Raw genomic sequence first — 15,209 nt, 5'->3', positions numbered from 1 at the left:
GACAGGGTTTGCGCGCCCAAGTTCAGTCCGCACGCGGAAGGCCGGGTCTCGCCTCCCCCGCGTCGTGCGCCCGCGGAGCCGCAGGCGGTTCCGCGCGGCGCGCTCAGGCCATGGTAATGGGGGCCGGCCGGTCCGCGCTCAAGCCGGCGATGCCGGGCTGGGCGAACAGGCGCTGGCGCTCGGCCAGCAGCTTGCCGAAGCTCAGCGGCGTCAGCGGGCGGCTGAACAGGTAGCCCTGCAACTCGTCGCACTGGTTCGCACGCAGGAACTGCAGGTGCTGCTCGATCTCCACTCCCTCGGCCACCACGCCGCGCTTGAGACGGTGCGCCATCTCGATGGTGGCGCGCACGATCGCCTCGTCGTCCGGGTCGATGCCGATGTTGCGCACGAAGCTCTGGTCGATCTTGATGCGGTCGGCCGGCAGTTTGCGCAGGTAGTCGAGCGAGGCCGCTCCGGTGCCGAAGTCGTCGATCGCGATGCGGCAGCCGAGGCGGTGCAGGCCGTGCAGGTTCTCCACCAGGTTAGGCACGTCCTTGATGCTGATGCTCTCGGTGACCTCCATCTCCAGCAGGCCCGGGTCCAGCCCGGTATCGCGCAGCACCGTCGCCACCGTGTTCAGCAGGTCGGCCTCCATCAACTGCATCGCGGACAGGTTGACGCCCAGGCGCAGGCGCAGGCCGTACTCGCTTTCCCACGCCTGCGCCTGCCGGCAGGCGGTGCGCAGCACCCATTCGCCGATCGACACGATCAGCCCGGTCTCCTCGGCCAGCGGGATGAACACGCCCGGGCTGATCGGGCCCAGCTCCGGATGCTCCCAGCGCACCAGCGCCTCCATGCCGACGATGTCCTCGGTGCCGGCGTCCACCTGCGGCTGGTAGACCACGCGCAGTTCGCCGTTGCGTTCGGCATGGCGCAGCCGCGAGCGCAGCGCCACGTCCTGCTGCTGGGCATGCTCGGGGCTCATCTCGTAGATCTGGAAATTGTTGCGGCCCGAGTGCTTGGCCGCGTACATCGCCTCGTCGGCGTGCTTGAGCAGGGTCTCCGCGTCGGGCGCGTCGTCGGGGAAGAAGCTCACGCCGATCGAGGCGGTGACCTGCAGCGTCTTGCCGCCCTCGATCGCCAGCGGCGCCTCCATCACCTTCACGATCTTCTCCACCACGCGCAGCACGTCCTCGTTCTTCACGATGTGGCGCAGCACCACGGTGAACTCGTCGCCGGCGTAGCGCGCCACCGTGTCCGAGGCGCGGATGCTGCCGCACAGGCGCTCGGTGACGGACTTCAGGACGTGGTCGCCGGTCGCGTGGCCGTAGCTGTCGTTGATGTGCTTGAAGCGGTCCAGGTCGACGAACAGCACTGCGAAGCACTCGCCGGTGCGGTGGGCCTCGCGGATGATGGTGTCGAGGCGGTCGTTGAACAGCAGCCGGTTCGGCAGGCCGGTCAGCGCGTCGAGCAGCCCCTCCGCCCGGCCTTGCTCGCGGGTGCGGCGCAGTTCCAGCGTGTGCGCGAACCGCGCCGCTGCGCAGCGCAGCACCGGCTCGATGATCTCCATGTCGCCCAGCGCCGCGCGGCGGCCGGCCAGCAGGGCGCCCAGCACCGTGCGCCGCTCGTCGAACAGCGGCAGGCCGGCGAAACCGACCAGGCCGAGCTGCTCCAGCAGCGGATCGACCGCGGCCAGGCGCTGGGCATCGCCCGGGTGCAGCATGGTCTTGCCGTCCAGCACGCGGCGCAGCGAGCTCTGCTGCGCCGGCAGCAGGGCCGGCGGCTCGTCGCCGCGCCACAACTGCAGCAGCAGGGTCGGCGCGCCGCTTTCTTCCGGGCGGGCCGACCACAGGGCCAGGTAGTCGAGGCCCAGCTCGTCCAGCAGCAGGCGGGCCGCCAGGCGATGCGTGTCCATTCCGCCGGCCGCGGCGAAGATGCGCGACAGCAGGGCCAGCGCGGCTTCCGCCCGCATGTCGGCGCGGTCGCTGCGGAACAGCAGGGCCACCGCGTCGCGGCCGGCGTGGCGGACCCGCCGGGCGCTGGCCTGGCCGGTGTCGGCATCCTGGCGGCTGCGCCGCTGGCAGGCATGCCAGCGGCGGTCGGCCTGTTCGAGCACCTGCTCGATGGCGATGCCTTCGAAGCGCAGCACCTCGTGCAGCGGCAGGCGCAGCAGGGCGCCGGCGTCCAGGTGGCTGTGCCGCGCCACCGCCGGGCTCAGCTCGAGCAGGCGCTCGCTGTGCGGGTCGACGATCAGCCATTCGCTGTCGTCTTCCTCGAAGGCGAAGCGGTAATGGTCCGCCATGGCGGGAACGGGCAGCGCGGGCTGCCCCCTCAGCCCGCGCCAGCGCGCGACCAGCTCGTTGCCGATCTGCGCCGCGTGCAGCCAGTCCGAGACGTCGCCCGGCAACTGCCCCGGCTTGACCGCGGCGCCGTCGGCCAGCACGGCGATCAGCGGGGCCTCGGCGCAGGCCGGGATACGGCGCAACTGCTCGCAGCCGTCCCGCGCCTCGGCCTCGTCGCCGCCGAACGCCATCACCACCAGGCTCAGCGGCGTGCGACCGTCCAGCAGGATCGCCGCATGCGACAGGCCGCGCGCCGTATGGATGGTGTCCTGCCCCTCGCGGTCGAGCGTGTCGAACAGGGTCCGCCGCAGATCCCGCTGCGGGGCGACGATCAGGATGCCGGCTGTCATGCGCGCCTCCGGCTCAGGTGACCCAGCGCCCGTCGCGCAGGCGCGGCCGCTGCGGCGCGCTGGCCGGGCCCTGCAGGTGCAGCGCGAGTTCTCCCAGGTGTTCGACCAGCGCCGCCGGCGGATCGAGCAGGACCACCCGGCGCAGGTGCCCGGTGGTCGGGCGCGCGAGCTGGCGCAGCAGGGTGTGGTCCATCGCCGACAGCGGCAATTCCAGCCCGAGCAGCAGGTAGACGCCGAAATGCATGCTCTGCTGCATGTAGCGCAGCGCGCTGCCCAGCCGCTGGCAGCCCGGGACGCGGGCATGCGCCTCGCGCAGGTTGCCCAGGCCGCTGTCAGGCTGCCACAGGTAGATCGCCTGGCCGCTGTGCCGGGCGATGGCGCGGAAATTCGCGATCAGCGACTGGCTGTCGCCGCTCTCGAGCACGACCAGGCCGGCAGGCGCGGCGAGGATGCGATCGAGGATCTCGGTGCCCGCCTGGGGCGGAGCGGAGGCCATGAGGGAAGTCATCGGCGGCTACGTTTGCGCACTCCCGGGCGAATCGCAATAGTCACGGTTCACGTGCCGGGACATTCGCCGCGATGACGTAACTGCGACAGTCCGTGGCTCGCATTCGCCGCGGCGGAGCGGTATGTTCAGCCTCCCTCTCTCATGCCCGACATCCCATGTTCGAAGGACTGCGCTTCAACCACTGGAAGACGAGCGTGGACGACAGCGGCATCGTCACCCTTGCACTCGATCGCGCCGGCAGCGGCGTCAATGCGATCTCGCGCGCCGTGCTGGACGAACTGGGCCAGATCGTGGAGCGCCTGGCGATCGAGAAGCCCGCCGGCGTGATCGTGCATTCGGCCAAGCCATCCGGTTTCGCGGTCGGCGCCGACATCAAGGAATTCGTCGGCTACGCCAGCCAGGGCACCGTGCTGGAAAACATCGAGAACGGCCAGCGCGTCTACGAGGCGCTGGCCCGGCTGCCCTGCCCCACGGTCGCCGCCGTGCACGGCGCGTGCATGGGGGGCGGCACCGAGCTGGCCCTGGCTTGCCGCCAGCGCATCGCCGTGGACGACGACAAGACCCGGATCGGGCTGCCCGAGGTGATGCTCGGCATCCATCCAGGCTGGGGTGGCACGGCGCGGCTGCCGCGCCTGATCGGCGCCACCGACGCCTTGCCGGTGATGCTCACCGGCAAGGCGCTGTCGGCCAAACGGGCCCTGGCCCTAGGCGTGGTCGACCGGCTGGCGCGGCCGGAGGAATTGCTGGCCGAGGCGCGCGTGCTGCTGCGCCGCCCGCAGCCCCGCCCGCTGGCCCAGCGCGCCAAGGCCTGGGCGACCAACCTGTGGCCGGTGCGCCAGTTGCTGGCGCCGACGGTGGTCAAGCAGACCGCCGCCAAGGTGCGCAAGGAACACTACCCGGCGCCGTTCGCGCTGATCGACGTGTGGAGGCGTGGCGGCCCGAGCATCCAGCAGCGCCTGAAGCTCGAAGCGCGCTCGGTGGCGAAGCTGGCGCAGACGCCGACCGCGCACAACCTGATCCGCGTGTTCCTGCTGCAGGAGCGCCTGAAGGGCCAGGGCAGCGGGGTCGAGCACGGCATCGAGCACGTGCACGTGGTCGGCGCCGGCGTGATGGGCGGCGACATCGCCGCCTGGACCGCGCTCAAGGGCTTCCAGGTGACCCTGCAGGACCGCGAGATGAAGTACGTCCAGCCGGCGCTGGACCGCGCGCGGCAGCTCTACGAAAAGAAGCTGAAGGCGCCGGACAAGGTCGACGCGGCCATGGCCCGGCTGCGCGCCGACATCGAGGGCCAGGGCGTGGCCAAGGCGGACCTGGCGATCGAGGCGATCTACGAGAACGCCGAGGCCAAGGAGCAGCTCTACGCGAAGATCGAGCCGCAGTTCCAGGCCGACGAGATCCTCGCCAGCAACACGTCCAGCATCGCGCTGGACGAGCTGCGCAAGGGGCTGCAGGCGCCGCAGCGCTTCCTCGGCCTGCATTTCTTCAACCCCGTCGCCCAGATGCCGCTGGTCGAGGTGGTGCGCCACGACCGCCTCGATCCGGCCATCGAGAAGCGTGCGCTGGCGTTCTGCAAGGCGATCGGCAAGCTGCCGGTGGCCGTCAAGGGCACGCCGGGCTTCCTGGTCAACCGCATCCTGATGCCTTATCTGCTCGAGGCCCTGCGCCTGTACGGCGAAGGCGTGCCGGGGCCGGTACTGGACCGCGAGGCGAAGAAATTCGGCATGCCGATGGGCCCGATCGAGCTGGCCGACACCGTCGGCCTCGACGTATGCGCCTCGGTCGGCAAGGAGCTGGCCCCGTTCCTGGGCCTGGAGCTTCCGCCGGGGCTGGAAGTCCAGGAAGGCAAGCGCGGCAAGAAGGACGGCCAGGGGCTCTACGTGTGGGAGGACGGCAAGCCGCGCAAGCCCGAGGTCGATCCGGACTACGCCGCCTCGCCGGACCTGCAGGACCGCATGATCCTGCCGATGGTGAACGAGGCCGTGGCCTGCCTCGCCGACGGCGTGATAGACGACGCCGACCTGCTCGACGCCGGGGTGATCTTCGGCACCGGCTTCGCGCCGTTCCGCGGCGGCCCGATCCAATATGTGCGCAGCGAGGGCGCCGACGCCTTGATGGAGCGCCTGACCAGGCTCGCCGAACGCTACGGCGAACGCTTCACGCCCAAGCACGGCTGGGACGCGCCGGCGCTTCGGACGCCCCCCGCCACAGGCAACGCTTCGACCTGAAGCCGTCTTGCAGCGGCGACGGCGCGCGAAACCCGACCGGTCGCGTGCCGCCTGCGGCCTCAGGAAGAAAGCTGCCGCCTCGCCAGGAACGCCAACCGCGCACTTCGATACCGATCCGGCGTCGGCGGCCTCACCACATCAGGTCGTCGGGGACGCCATCGTCGGCGACATCCACCGCACCCGGGTCGACCAGCAGGGCCAGTTGGTGGGGATCGATCGCGCGCACCTGCTCGGCGACGTCCCGGCCGACCAGCAGGTAACGCCCGCCCTGCTGCACGACCCCGATCTGCCCCGCATTGATCGCCGCCAGTTGCGCGGCATCGACGTGGACGCGCCGGATCTTGCCTGCGTATTCGAAATGCCGCACCTGCTCGCCGTCGGCCTTGTTGAGCGCCCGGCCCTGCAGCAATTGCTGGATCTTCTGCTTCTGCTCGCGCTTCAGGCGCGCCTTCTCGGCAGCCTCCTGCTCGGCGCGCTTGCGTTCGGCGGCCTCGGCCTGCGCGCGGATCGCATAGGCCTTGGCCAGGTCGATCTCTTCCTGCGAACGCGGCGGCCGCGCGCCCTTCGGCTTGCCGCCGGCTGGCGCCTTGCCCTGGCGAAAAGCCTGCCTGCCGCCCGGCGGCGAGGCCGGGCGCTGTTCTTCGCGGACCTGTTTGACGATGCCGCTCTTGAGGAGCTGATCGCGCAGGGAATCGGCCATGTTCTTGTCCGTTCGTCGTTTCAGTAATGCGGCGGCGGCGGTTCGTCGTGCGCATCGTGCCCTTGCGACGCACGCATCGAGGACAGCTCGTTGCGCAGGTCGCGCAGCGTCCGCTCCAGCACCTCGATGCGCAGCGACTGCTCCGCATCCGCGGTCGCCAGCGCGTTCACCGTGTCGTCGAGGAAGGTGAGCCGTACTTCCAGCTCGTTCAGGCGTTGCTCCAGGGTATCGCCGGACATGTTCAGGACCTCAGCGAACGCCCGCGGCCGATGCCGTAGTAGGCCAGCCCGGCCTCCTCGACCGCCGCCGGCTCGTACAGGTTGCGGCCGTCGAAGATCGCCGGCTCCTTCAGCGCCGCGCGGATGCGCGCGAAGTCGGGGCTGCGGAACGCCTTCCATTCGGTGACGATCGCCAGCACGTCGGCCCCTTCCAGCGCCTCGTACGCATGCTCGCACAGCACCAGGTCCGCCCGCTCGCCGTAGATCCGCCGGGTCTCCTCGCGCGCCTCCGGGTCGAACGCGCGCACCTTCGCGCCGGCCGCCCACAGCGCCTCCATCAGGCGGCGGCTGGACGCCTCGCGCATGTCGTCGGTGTTCGGCTTGAACGCCAGCCCCCACAGCGCGACGGTACGGCCCTTCAGTTCGCCGCCGAAGTGGCGCGCGATCAGCTCGTACAGCTTGGTCTTCTGGTCGTGGTTCACCGCCTCGACCGCGCCGAGCAGGCGCGCCTCGTAGCCGACGCTGCGCGCGGTGCGCTCCAGCGCCTGCACGTCCTTGGGGAAGCACGAGCCGCCGTAGCCGGCGCCGGGGTAGATGAAGTGGTAGCCGATGCGCGGGTCCGAGCCGATGCCCTGGCGCACCAGTTCCACGTCCGCACCCACCCGCTCGGCGATGTTGGCGATCTCGTTCATGAAGCTGATCTTGGTCGCCAGCATCGCGTTGGCGGCGTACTTGGTCAGCTCGGCCGAGCGCTCGTCCATCACCACCGTGCGCTCGTGGTTGCGGTTGAACGGCGCATACAGCTTGCGCAGCAGGCCGACCGCCCGCTCGCTGGAGCTGCCGATGACGATGCGGTCCGGGCGCAGGCAGTCCTCCACCGCGTCGCCTTCCTTCAGGAACTCGGGGTTGGACACCACGTCGAACCCGATCGCCGCGCCGCGCGCGGCCAGCTCGGCGGCGATCGCCTCGCGCACCCGGTCGGCGGTGCCCACCGGCACGGTCGACTTGTTCACCACCACGGTATAGCGGTCCAGGTGCTGGCCGATGGTCTTGGCCACCGCCAGCACGTACTTCAGGTCGGCACTGCCGTCCTCGTCCGGCGGCGTGCCCACGGCGATGAATACCACCTCGCCGTGGGCGATGGCCGGCGTCGCCTCGGTGGTGAAATCCAGTTGGCCGGCGGCATGGTTGCGCCGCACGATCGGCTCCAGCCCTGGCTCGTAGATCGGCATCTCGCCGCGCTTCAGGCGCTCGACCTTGCCCGCCTCCACGTCCACGCACACCACGTGGTTGCCCATCTCCGACAGGCAGGCGCCGGTGACCAGGCCCACGTAGCCGGTGCCGAAAATGGTGACCTTCATGTCGCGTCAGTTCCCATCGAAACAACCGCGGATTCTAGCAGGCGCCTCCCTGCCCGGGCACCGCTCGCCGCCACAAAGCAAGAGGGCGCGAATCGCTTCGCGCCCTCTGCCGTACCCGACCGCTTGCGGCGAAAGCTTACTTGCCGCCCTGCGGAGCGCCCTGGCCGGCCGGCGTCGGGCCGGTCTTCACCAGGGTCACGTCGAAGATGATCGTGGCGTTCGGCGGGAAGCCGTTCTGCGGCTGCGCGCCGTAGGCCAGGTTCGACGGGATGAACAGCTTGTAGTGGCCGCCGGTCTGCATCAGCATCAGGCCTTCGCGGAAGCCCGGGATCACGCCGGAGAGCGGGATCGAAGCCGGACCGCCACCTTCATGGTCGGCCGAGGCGTCGAACTTCTCGCCGTTGACGAAGGTGCCGGTGTAGTTGACCTGCACGGTGTCGTTCGCACCCGGACGCGGGCCAGTGCCCTGGCTGATCACCTGGTACTGCAGGCCCGAGGCGGTGGTCTTCACGCCCGGCGCCGACTTGTTCTTGGCGATGAAGGCGTCGCCCTCGCTCTTGTTCTGCGCGGCGACCTTGGTGTACTCGGCCTTGGCCTTGGCCTGCAGGTTGGCGACGAAGGCGTCGCGGACGGTCTTGGCCTCGGCCTCGGTCATGGTCGGCTTCTGGCCCGACAGCGCCGACTGCACGGCACGGGCCACGGTTGCCGGATCGATCTCCGCGCGCACCAGCGGCGGCAGCTGGCTGGCCATGTCCCAGCCGACCACGTAGCTGGCCTTGGTCTTGTCGACCCCGGCAGGGGCGGCGGAAGACTTGGCGGCCTGGGCATAGGCGCCGGCGGACATGCCCAGCGCAACGGCCAACGAAGCCGCCGTCAGCGTGGGACGCAGAAAATGCTTCATTCGAAAACTCCCTCGTGTATGAAATGCCGGCATGCCGGCCGCGCCCTCCCCGATGGAGGCAGGCCTAGCATTGTGCGGCGCCTTTGGTGGTCTTGGCAACGACACGGACGCTCCGACCCGCAATCCCCGTAAAGGTTCACTTCGCCAACCCGCGACCAGGTCACGGTTGCGTCAATCCGGCTTGTCCGGCGGGGCCAGCGGCTTGTCCAGGGTCTCCTTCAGGGCCGCCTGGAAGCGGGCGTGCATACGCACCAGGCCGCGCCACAGCACCACCGCGGCCACCACGCCGGCCACGCCGAGCGAGATCGCGACCCCGCGCGGCGGCAGGATCGCCGAACCGAGCGCGCCGACCAGCACCGCCAGCAGCAGCAGGGTCGCCAGCGGGATCAGGCGCGCCAGCACGCTGCGGATCGCATGCGTATAGGACCCGGCGAAGCGTTCGCGGATGCCCAGCTCGGCCAGCAGCATGCCCAGCGCCTCCGCCTTGCGGTAGATCGCGATCAGCATGGGCAGCGACAGGAACAGCGCGCACGCCCAGATCAGCGAGTGGCGAAGGTCGCGGTTGATGCCCAGGCTGGTGAACCAGGCCCAGTTGTGCGCGTTCACGTACGCGCCGATCACGAACAGGGTCACCACCAGCATCACGTTGACCGCGATGTGCCACAGCAGGCGGCGCAGCATCGCCGCGATCACCGCGTTCTCGTCGACCGGCGCCAGGTTCGCCAGCCAGTTGCTGTAGCTGATCGCCAGCAGCCGCACCCAGCGCGGCGTCACGAAGCTCAGGCCGTCGACCAGCCGGTCGGCGTGGTTCACCAGGTACGGCGAGCAGGCCATGCAGACCACCGAGACAGCCACCGCGATCGGGTAGATGAAGTCGCTGACCACGCCCAGCGACAGCCCCAGGGTGGCGATCACGAACGAGAACTCGCCGATCTGCGCCATGCTGAGGCCGGTGCGGATCGACGAGCGCGGATCGTTGCCCAGGATGAAGACGCCGACGCTGCAGGCCACCGTCTTGCCCACGATCACCACCAGCGCGATCAGCAGCGCCGGCAGCGCGTACTGCGCCAGCATCGCCGGATCGATCTTCAGGCCGATCGCCACGAAGAACAGCGCCGCGAACATGTCGCGCAACGGCTCCACCAGGTGCACCACCCGCCCCGCGTTCCGCGCCTCGGCCACCACCGCGCCCGCCAGGAAGGCGCCGAGCGCCACGCTGAATCCCATCCACGCCGCGAGCAGGCTGGCGCCGAAGCAGATGCCGAGCACGCTGACCAGCAGCGTCTCGCTGCGCCCGAAGCCCGCCACGTAGTCGACCAGCCGCGGCAGCAGCAGCAGACCCAGGATCATCCCCGCCACCACGAACAGGCCCAGGTGCCCGACCACGGCCAGCGCGGTATCGGCCGCCACCGTACCGCTGATCGCCACCGCGCTGAGCATGGTCAGGATCACGATGGTGAGCATGTCCTCGGCCACCAGCATGCCCACCACCATCTGCGCGAACGGCAGCCGCCGGTGCCCGCGCTCGGCGAGCGTGCGCGTGGCGATCATGGTCGAGGACAGCGCGATGATCGCGCCGAGGAACACCGCGTCCATGCCCTTCCAGCCGAACGCCTCGCCGAGCCCGTAGCCCACCCACATCATGAAGCCGACCTCGGCCGCCGTCGCCACCAGCACGCCCATGCCGACCTGGCGCAGCTTGCGCACGCTGAACTCGAGGCCCAGGGTGAACATCAGCAGTACCACGCCCAGGTTCGAGATGTCGTTGATCGCGCGCGCGTCGGCGATCAGCACGCCCGGCGTATGCGGGCCGATCAGCACGCCGGCGAGGATGTAGCCGAGCAGCACCGGCTGCCGCAATCGCTGGAACAGCACCGTGGTGGCGCCAGCCACGATCATCACGATGGCAAGGTCGCGGATGAAGCCGATGTCGTGCATGCAGTCCCCGGAACGTGTCGTTGGCGATCAGCTTAAACCGAAGTGGCGCACGTTCCGGCGACGGCTTTCCGACGACGCGCTCGCCCGCCGCGCGGCGGACGAAAAAAGTTGTGAAAAAACGCTTGACGGATGTGTGACCCGCTCCTATTCTTTGCGGCTTCCAGCGGCGGGGCCATAGCTCAGCTGGGAGAGCGCCTGCATGGCATGCAGGAGGTCGGCGGTTCGATCCCGCCTGGCTCCACCAACTTATCCGTCCCCATCGTCTAGAGGCCTAGGACATCACCCTTTCACGGTGGCGACCGGGGTTCGAATCCCCGTGGGGACGCCAAGTTGGCCGCAATCGCAGCGATGCGAACCAGGTTCAAGCTGGAAGTATGAAGTAGCAAGACTGTTGCAGGAAATGTGGAGCGGTAGTTCAGTTGGTTAGAATGCTGGCCTGTCACGCCGGAGGTCGCGGGTTCGAGTCCCGTCCGCTCCGCCACCAACGGAAAGCCCGCCTCGCGCGGGTTTTTTGTTGCCTGCGATTCGCCGCGGCGCTGCCGCTCAATCCGTTTCGACGCGCTCCAGCGTACCGGCCGAATGGCCCTGCTCCGCCAGGTATTCCAGCCAGCGCGACAGGAACCCGTTCATCCGCAGGCGGTGCTGCAGCACGCTGTGCGCCGGCGGGAACGGCCCCAGCACCTGCCACAGGTGCCGCCCCGGATGGCAATGCAGGGCTTCGGCGACGTGCGCATCGGTATACATGCGCAACTGCGCCGAGGGCGAGCGATGCCCGGTATGCGCATCGACGAAGCCGTAGGTCAGTTCCAGTTCCAGCGTGTACGGGTGGCGCTCCTGGATCTGCAGGTGCACGTCGAGCCCGTCGTCCACGCTCGACACGTACTGCCCCGGCTCCAGCCGCTGCGGCGCGAACAGCCGGGCGAGCCGGTGGTAGTTCTCCGCATACAGCCCCATCAGGAAGCCGAAGCGTCCCGGCAGCAGGGCGGAGCGGTTGTCGAGCACGGCACTCATCTACGCGGTGGACTCCTGGTCAGAACATGGTCCGCTCGATACCGAAGCGGTCGAAGATCTTGCTGGCGATCTCCTCGATCGACACGTGGGTGGTATTGAGGCACGGAATGCCGGCCTGGCGCATCAGCCGGTCGGCCTGTTCCAGCTCCCAGCGGCATTGCTTGAGCGTGGCGTAGCGGCTGCCGGGGCGGCGCTGCTCGCGGATCTGCGCCAGCCGCTGCGGGTCGATGGTGAGGCCGAACAGCCGGTCCTTGTAAGGGCGCAGCCGCGACGGCAGTTCGAGCTTGTCCAGGTCGTCGTCGGTCAACGGATAGTTGGCGGCGCTAACCCCGTAATGCAAGGCCATGTAGAGGCAAGTCGGCGTCTTGCCCGAGCGCGACACGCCGACCAGGATCAGGTCGGCCTTGGCGTAGTCCACGTCGATGCCGTCGTCGTGCGACAGCGCATAGTTGGTGGCGTTGATGCGTGCCTCGTACTTGTCGAAATCGACCAGGCCGTGCGATCGGTTCACCAGGCCCGTGCGCTTGGCGCCCAGCTCGTCCTCCAGCGGCCCGATGAACGGCGCGAACACGTCGAGCATTAGCCCGCCGCTCTGCGCGACGATATCGCACAGGGTGCGGTCGGCCATGGTATTGACCACGATCGGCCGCTCGCCGGTCTGCGCGTAGCGCGTCTTGATGCGCAGCGCGGCCGCCTCGGCCTTGTGCGCGTCGTCGATGAACGGCAGGCGGTGCTTGTCGAACTCGATGCCCTCGAACTGGGCGAGGATCGAGTTGCCGATGGTCTCCGCGGTAATACCAGTGGAATCGGAGATGAAGAAAACCGTTCGCTGCATAGGATGCGTGCCGCCTGCCTCGGGGTGCCAGCCGGCACCTTAGCGCAAGCCGCAAAGGCTGTCTTCGCTTGACTCCCGCCTGACTGGTATGCCGTTGGCACGGCCCATCGGAGGCAATGGTCATCTTGTGCCATGCACCATGGACAGCGGACAATACCAGTCTTTGTGGCGGGCCTTCCGCCGCCATGCCTGGCCTACCTACCGAGCTCTTGAGGAGACTCCCTTGAACGATCTGGTGCTTTGGCTCGACCAACTGCGCATGACTGACCTTGGCAAGGTCGGCGGCAAGAATGCGTCCCTGGGCGAGATGATCGGCAACCTCGCCAAGCTGGGCGTCTCCGTACCCGGTGGCTTCGCCACCACGGCCGATGCCTTCCAGCAGTACCTCGAAAAGAGCGGGCTGGCCAAGCGCATCCAGGAGCGCCTCGCCGCGCTCGACGTGGACGACGTCGACACCCTGGTCGCCGCCGGCAAGGAGATCCGCGGCTGGATCGTCGACACCGCCCTGCCCGCCGAGCTGGAACAGGCGATCCGCGACGCCTACGCCAAGCTGTGCAAGGACGCCGGCGCCGACGACATCGCCGTGGCGGTGCGCTCCTCCGCCACCGCCGAGGACCTGCCCGACGCCTCGTTCGCCGGCCAGCAGGAAACCTTCCTCAACGTGGTCGGCATCGACGACGTGCTGCACAAGGTGAAGGAGGTCTTCGCCTCGCTCTACAACGACCGCGCCATCGCCTACCGCGTGCACCAGGGCTTCAAGCACGAGGACGTGTTCCTCTCCGCCGGCGTGCAGTTGATGGTGCGTTCGGACGTGGGCGCCTCCGGCGTGCTGTTCACGCTGGACACCGAGTCCGGCTTCCGCGACGTGGTGTTCGTTACCGGCAGCTACGGCCTCGGCGAGATGGTCGTACAGGGCGCGGTGAACCCCGACGAGTTCTACGTGTTCAAGCCCACCCTGAAGGCCGGCAAGCCGGCGGTGCTGCGCCGCAACCTCGGCGCCAAGCAACTGCGCATGGTCTATTCCAGCGCGCCGGGCGAACGCGTGAAGACCGAGGACACCCCGGCCGGGCTGCGCAACCGTTTCTGCATCAGCGACGACGACGTGCAGGAGCTGGCCAAGCAGGCGCTGGTCATCGAGCAGCACTACGGCCGCCCGATGGACGTCGAGTGGGCGAAGGACGGCAACACCGGCAAGCTGTACATCGTGCAGGCCCGCCCGGAGACGGTGAAGTCGCGCGCCCACGCCACCCAGCTCGAGCGCTTCCAGCTCGGCGAGAAAGGCAAGGTGCTCGCCGAGGGCCGCGCGATCGGCCAGAAGATCGGCGCCGGCAAGGCGCGCGTGATCCGCTCGCTGGCCGACATGAACAAGGTGCAGAACGGCGACGTGCTGATCGCCGACATGACCGACCCCGACTGGGAGCCGGTGATGAAGCGTGCCGCGGCCATCGTCACCAACCGCGGCGGCCGCACCTGCCACGCGGCGATCATCGCGCGCGAACTGGGCGTGCCGGCGGTGGTCGGCACCGGCAACGCGCTGGAGCTGATCCCGGACGGCGCCGACGTCACCGTGTCCTGCGCCGAGGGCGACACCGGCACGATCTACGAGGGCCTGCTCAAGTTCGAGCGCATCACCGCCGACCTGGGCGACATGCCCGAGGCGCCGCTGAAGATCATGATGAACGTGGCCAACCCCGAGCGCGCGTTCGACTTCGGCCTGCTGCCCAACGCGGGCATCGGCCTGGCCCGCCTTGAAATGATCATCGCCAGCCACATCGGCGTGCATCCCAAGGCGCTGCTCGAATACGCCAAGCAGGACGCGCAGACCAAGGCGAAGATCGACGAGCGCATCGCCGGCTACTCCGGTCCGGTCGAGTTCTACGTCGACCGCCTCGCCGAGGGCATCGCCACCATCGCCGCCTCGGTCTACCCGAAGCCGGTGATCGTGCGCATGTCCGACTTCAAGTCGAACGAATACGCCGGCCTGATCGGCGGCTCGCGCTACGAGCCGCACGAGGAAAACCCGATGATCGGCTTCCGCGGCGCCAGCCGCTACGTCGATCCGAGCTTCGCCGAGGCGTTCGGGCTGGAATGCAAGGCGGTCAAGCGCGTGCGCGAGGCGATGGGCCTGGACAACGTCTGGGTGATGATCCCGTTCGTGCGCACGCTGGGCGAAGGCCGCAAGGTGGTCGAGGTGCTGGCGAAGAACGGCCTGAAGCAGGGTGGCAGCGTCAACGGAGAGCAGGGCCTCAAGATCATCATGATGTGCGAGGTGCCGTCGAACGCCCTGCTCGCCGACGAGTTCCTCGACATCTTCGACGGCTTCTCGATCGGCTCCAACGACCTCACCCAGCTCACCCTGGGCCTGGACCGCGATTCGAGCATCGTCGCCGGCCTGTTCGACGAGCGCGACGCGGCGGTCAAGAAGCTGCTGGCGATGGCGATCAAGACCGCCCGCGCCAAGGGCAAGTACGTCGGCATCTGCGGCCAGGGCCCGTCCGACCACCCCGACCTGGCCGAGTGGCTGATGGACCAGGGCATCGAATCGGTGTCGCTGAACCCCGACACCGTGGTCGACACCTGGCTGCGGCTGGCGAAGAAAAAGGCCGGCTGAGGCCGTTCCCCGCGACCTTGGCAGGCCGGCATCCGCCCGCTTGTCACGGCCGCGGGCACCGCGTAGACTTGCCGGCTCGCGCAGACCACGCGACCCTTTCGGAGAGGTGGCAGAGTGGTCGAATGTACCTGACTCGAAATCAGGCGTACGTGTAAGCGTACCGTGGGTTCGAATCCCACCCTCTCCGCCAGAAAGCCAAGCGCCCCCTCGTGGGGCGTTTTGCTTTCCGG

At 68.9% G+C, this 15,209-nt stretch carries 11 protein-coding genes and 4 tRNA genes; 6 read left to right on the top strand and 9 right to left on the bottom strand.

Features of this window, described 5'->3' with window-relative positions; genetic code table 11:
* Positions 1–103: 103 nt before the first annotated feature.
* Both ASG87_RS04380 and ASG87_RS04375 read right to left on the bottom strand, forming a co-directional pair.
* Positions 104–2,671 carry a bifunctional diguanylate cyclase/phosphodiesterase gene (locus ASG87_RS04380; RefSeq protein WP_056001377.1) on the bottom strand — a complete coding sequence of 856 codons (2,568 nt, stop codon included), beginning with the start codon at positions 2,669–2,671 and terminating at the stop codon, positions 104–106.
* A gap of 13 nt (positions 2,672–2,684) precedes the next feature.
* Entirely contained in the window at positions 2,685–3,179 is a 495-nt protein-coding gene (locus ASG87_RS04375) for a hypothetical protein (RefSeq protein WP_056001374.1), read from the bottom strand.
* Between the two features lie 155 nt (positions 3,180–3,334).
* Here ASG87_RS04375 and ASG87_RS04370 point away from each other — a divergent pair, with 155 nt between their 5' ends.
* On the top strand, positions 3,335–5,404 hold the full coding sequence (locus ASG87_RS04370; RefSeq protein WP_056001371.1) for a 3-hydroxyacyl-CoA dehydrogenase NAD-binding domain-containing protein: 2,070 nt from the start codon (positions 3,335–3,337) through the stop codon (positions 5,402–5,404).
* Positions 5,405–5,534: 130 nt separating this feature from the next.
* Here ASG87_RS04370 and ASG87_RS04365 read toward each other — a convergent pair whose 3' ends face one another.
* The 5 genes from ASG87_RS04365 to ASG87_RS04345 form a co-directional block, all read right to left on the bottom strand.
* Positions 5,535–6,104, bottom strand: a complete 570-nt coding sequence (locus tag ASG87_RS04365) for a DUF2058 family protein (protein WP_056001368.1) — start codon at positions 6,102–6,104, stop codon at positions 5,535–5,537.
* A 20-nt stretch (positions 6,105–6,124) separates the two neighbouring features.
* Complete coding sequence (locus ASG87_RS04360) at positions 6,125–6,343, bottom strand: SlyX family protein (protein WP_200948986.1); 219 nt, start codon at positions 6,341–6,343, stop codon at positions 6,125–6,127.
* 2 nt (positions 6,344–6,345) lie between these two features.
* Positions 6,346–7,683: a UDP-glucose/GDP-mannose dehydrogenase family protein gene (locus tag ASG87_RS04355; RefSeq protein WP_056001365.1), complete on the bottom strand. Its 1,338-nt coding sequence runs from the start codon at positions 7,681–7,683 to the stop codon at positions 6,346–6,348.
* A 136-nt stretch (positions 7,684–7,819) separates the two neighbouring features.
* Complete coding sequence (locus tag ASG87_RS04350; RefSeq protein ID WP_056001362.1) at positions 7,820–8,584, bottom strand: FKBP-type peptidyl-prolyl cis-trans isomerase; 765 nt, start codon at positions 8,582–8,584, stop codon at positions 7,820–7,822.
* A gap of 171 nt (positions 8,585–8,755) precedes the next feature.
* Positions 8,756–10,522, bottom strand: a complete 1,767-nt coding sequence (locus ASG87_RS04345; RefSeq protein WP_056001359.1) for a cation:proton antiporter — start codon at positions 10,520–10,522, stop codon at positions 8,756–8,758.
* A gap of 168 nt (positions 10,523–10,690) precedes the next feature.
* On the opposite strand from ASG87_RS04345, the gene ASG87_RS04340 reads away from it, so the two are divergent.
* The 3 genes from ASG87_RS04340 (at position 10,691) to ASG87_RS04330 (ending at position 11,003) form a co-directional block, all read left to right on the top strand.
* A tRNA-Ala gene (locus ASG87_RS04340) sits at positions 10,691–10,766 on the top strand.
* An 8-nt stretch (positions 10,767–10,774) separates the two neighbouring features.
* A tRNA-Glu gene (locus ASG87_RS04335) sits at positions 10,775–10,850 on the top strand.
* A 76-nt stretch (positions 10,851–10,926) separates the two neighbouring features.
* Positions 10,927–11,003 (top strand) — tRNA-Asp (locus ASG87_RS04330).
* A 62-nt stretch (positions 11,004–11,065) separates the two neighbouring features.
* On the opposite strand, the gene ASG87_RS04325 is transcribed toward ASG87_RS04330, so the two are convergent.
* Positions 11,066–11,533: a DUF1249 domain-containing protein gene (locus ASG87_RS04325; RefSeq protein ID WP_056001353.1), complete on the bottom strand. Its 468-nt coding sequence runs from the start codon at positions 11,531–11,533 to the stop codon at positions 11,066–11,068.
* 19 nt (positions 11,534–11,552) lie between these two features.
* On the bottom strand, positions 11,553–12,368 hold the full coding sequence (locus tag ASG87_RS04320) for a pyruvate, water dikinase regulatory protein (protein WP_056001350.1): 816 nt from the start codon (positions 12,366–12,368) through the stop codon (positions 11,553–11,555).
* A gap of 223 nt (positions 12,369–12,591) precedes the next feature.
* Between ASG87_RS04320 and ppsA the strand changes: the two genes are divergently transcribed.
* On the top strand, positions 12,592–14,979 hold the full coding sequence (ppsA, locus tag ASG87_RS04315; RefSeq protein ID WP_056001347.1) for a phosphoenolpyruvate synthase: 2,388 nt from the start codon (positions 12,592–12,594) through the stop codon (positions 14,977–14,979).
* A gap of 100 nt (positions 14,980–15,079) precedes the next feature.
* Positions 15,080–15,169 (top strand) — tRNA-Ser (locus ASG87_RS04310).
* Positions 15,170–15,209 lie beyond the last annotated feature (40 nt).

It is taken from the genome of Frateuria sp. Soil773, from assembly GCF_001428405.1.
GTDB lineage: Bacteria > Pseudomonadota > Gammaproteobacteria > Xanthomonadales > Rhodanobacteraceae > LMSL01.
Note: the sequence above shows the minus strand (reverse complement) of the source record. Positions and strands in the feature narration are given on the sequence as shown.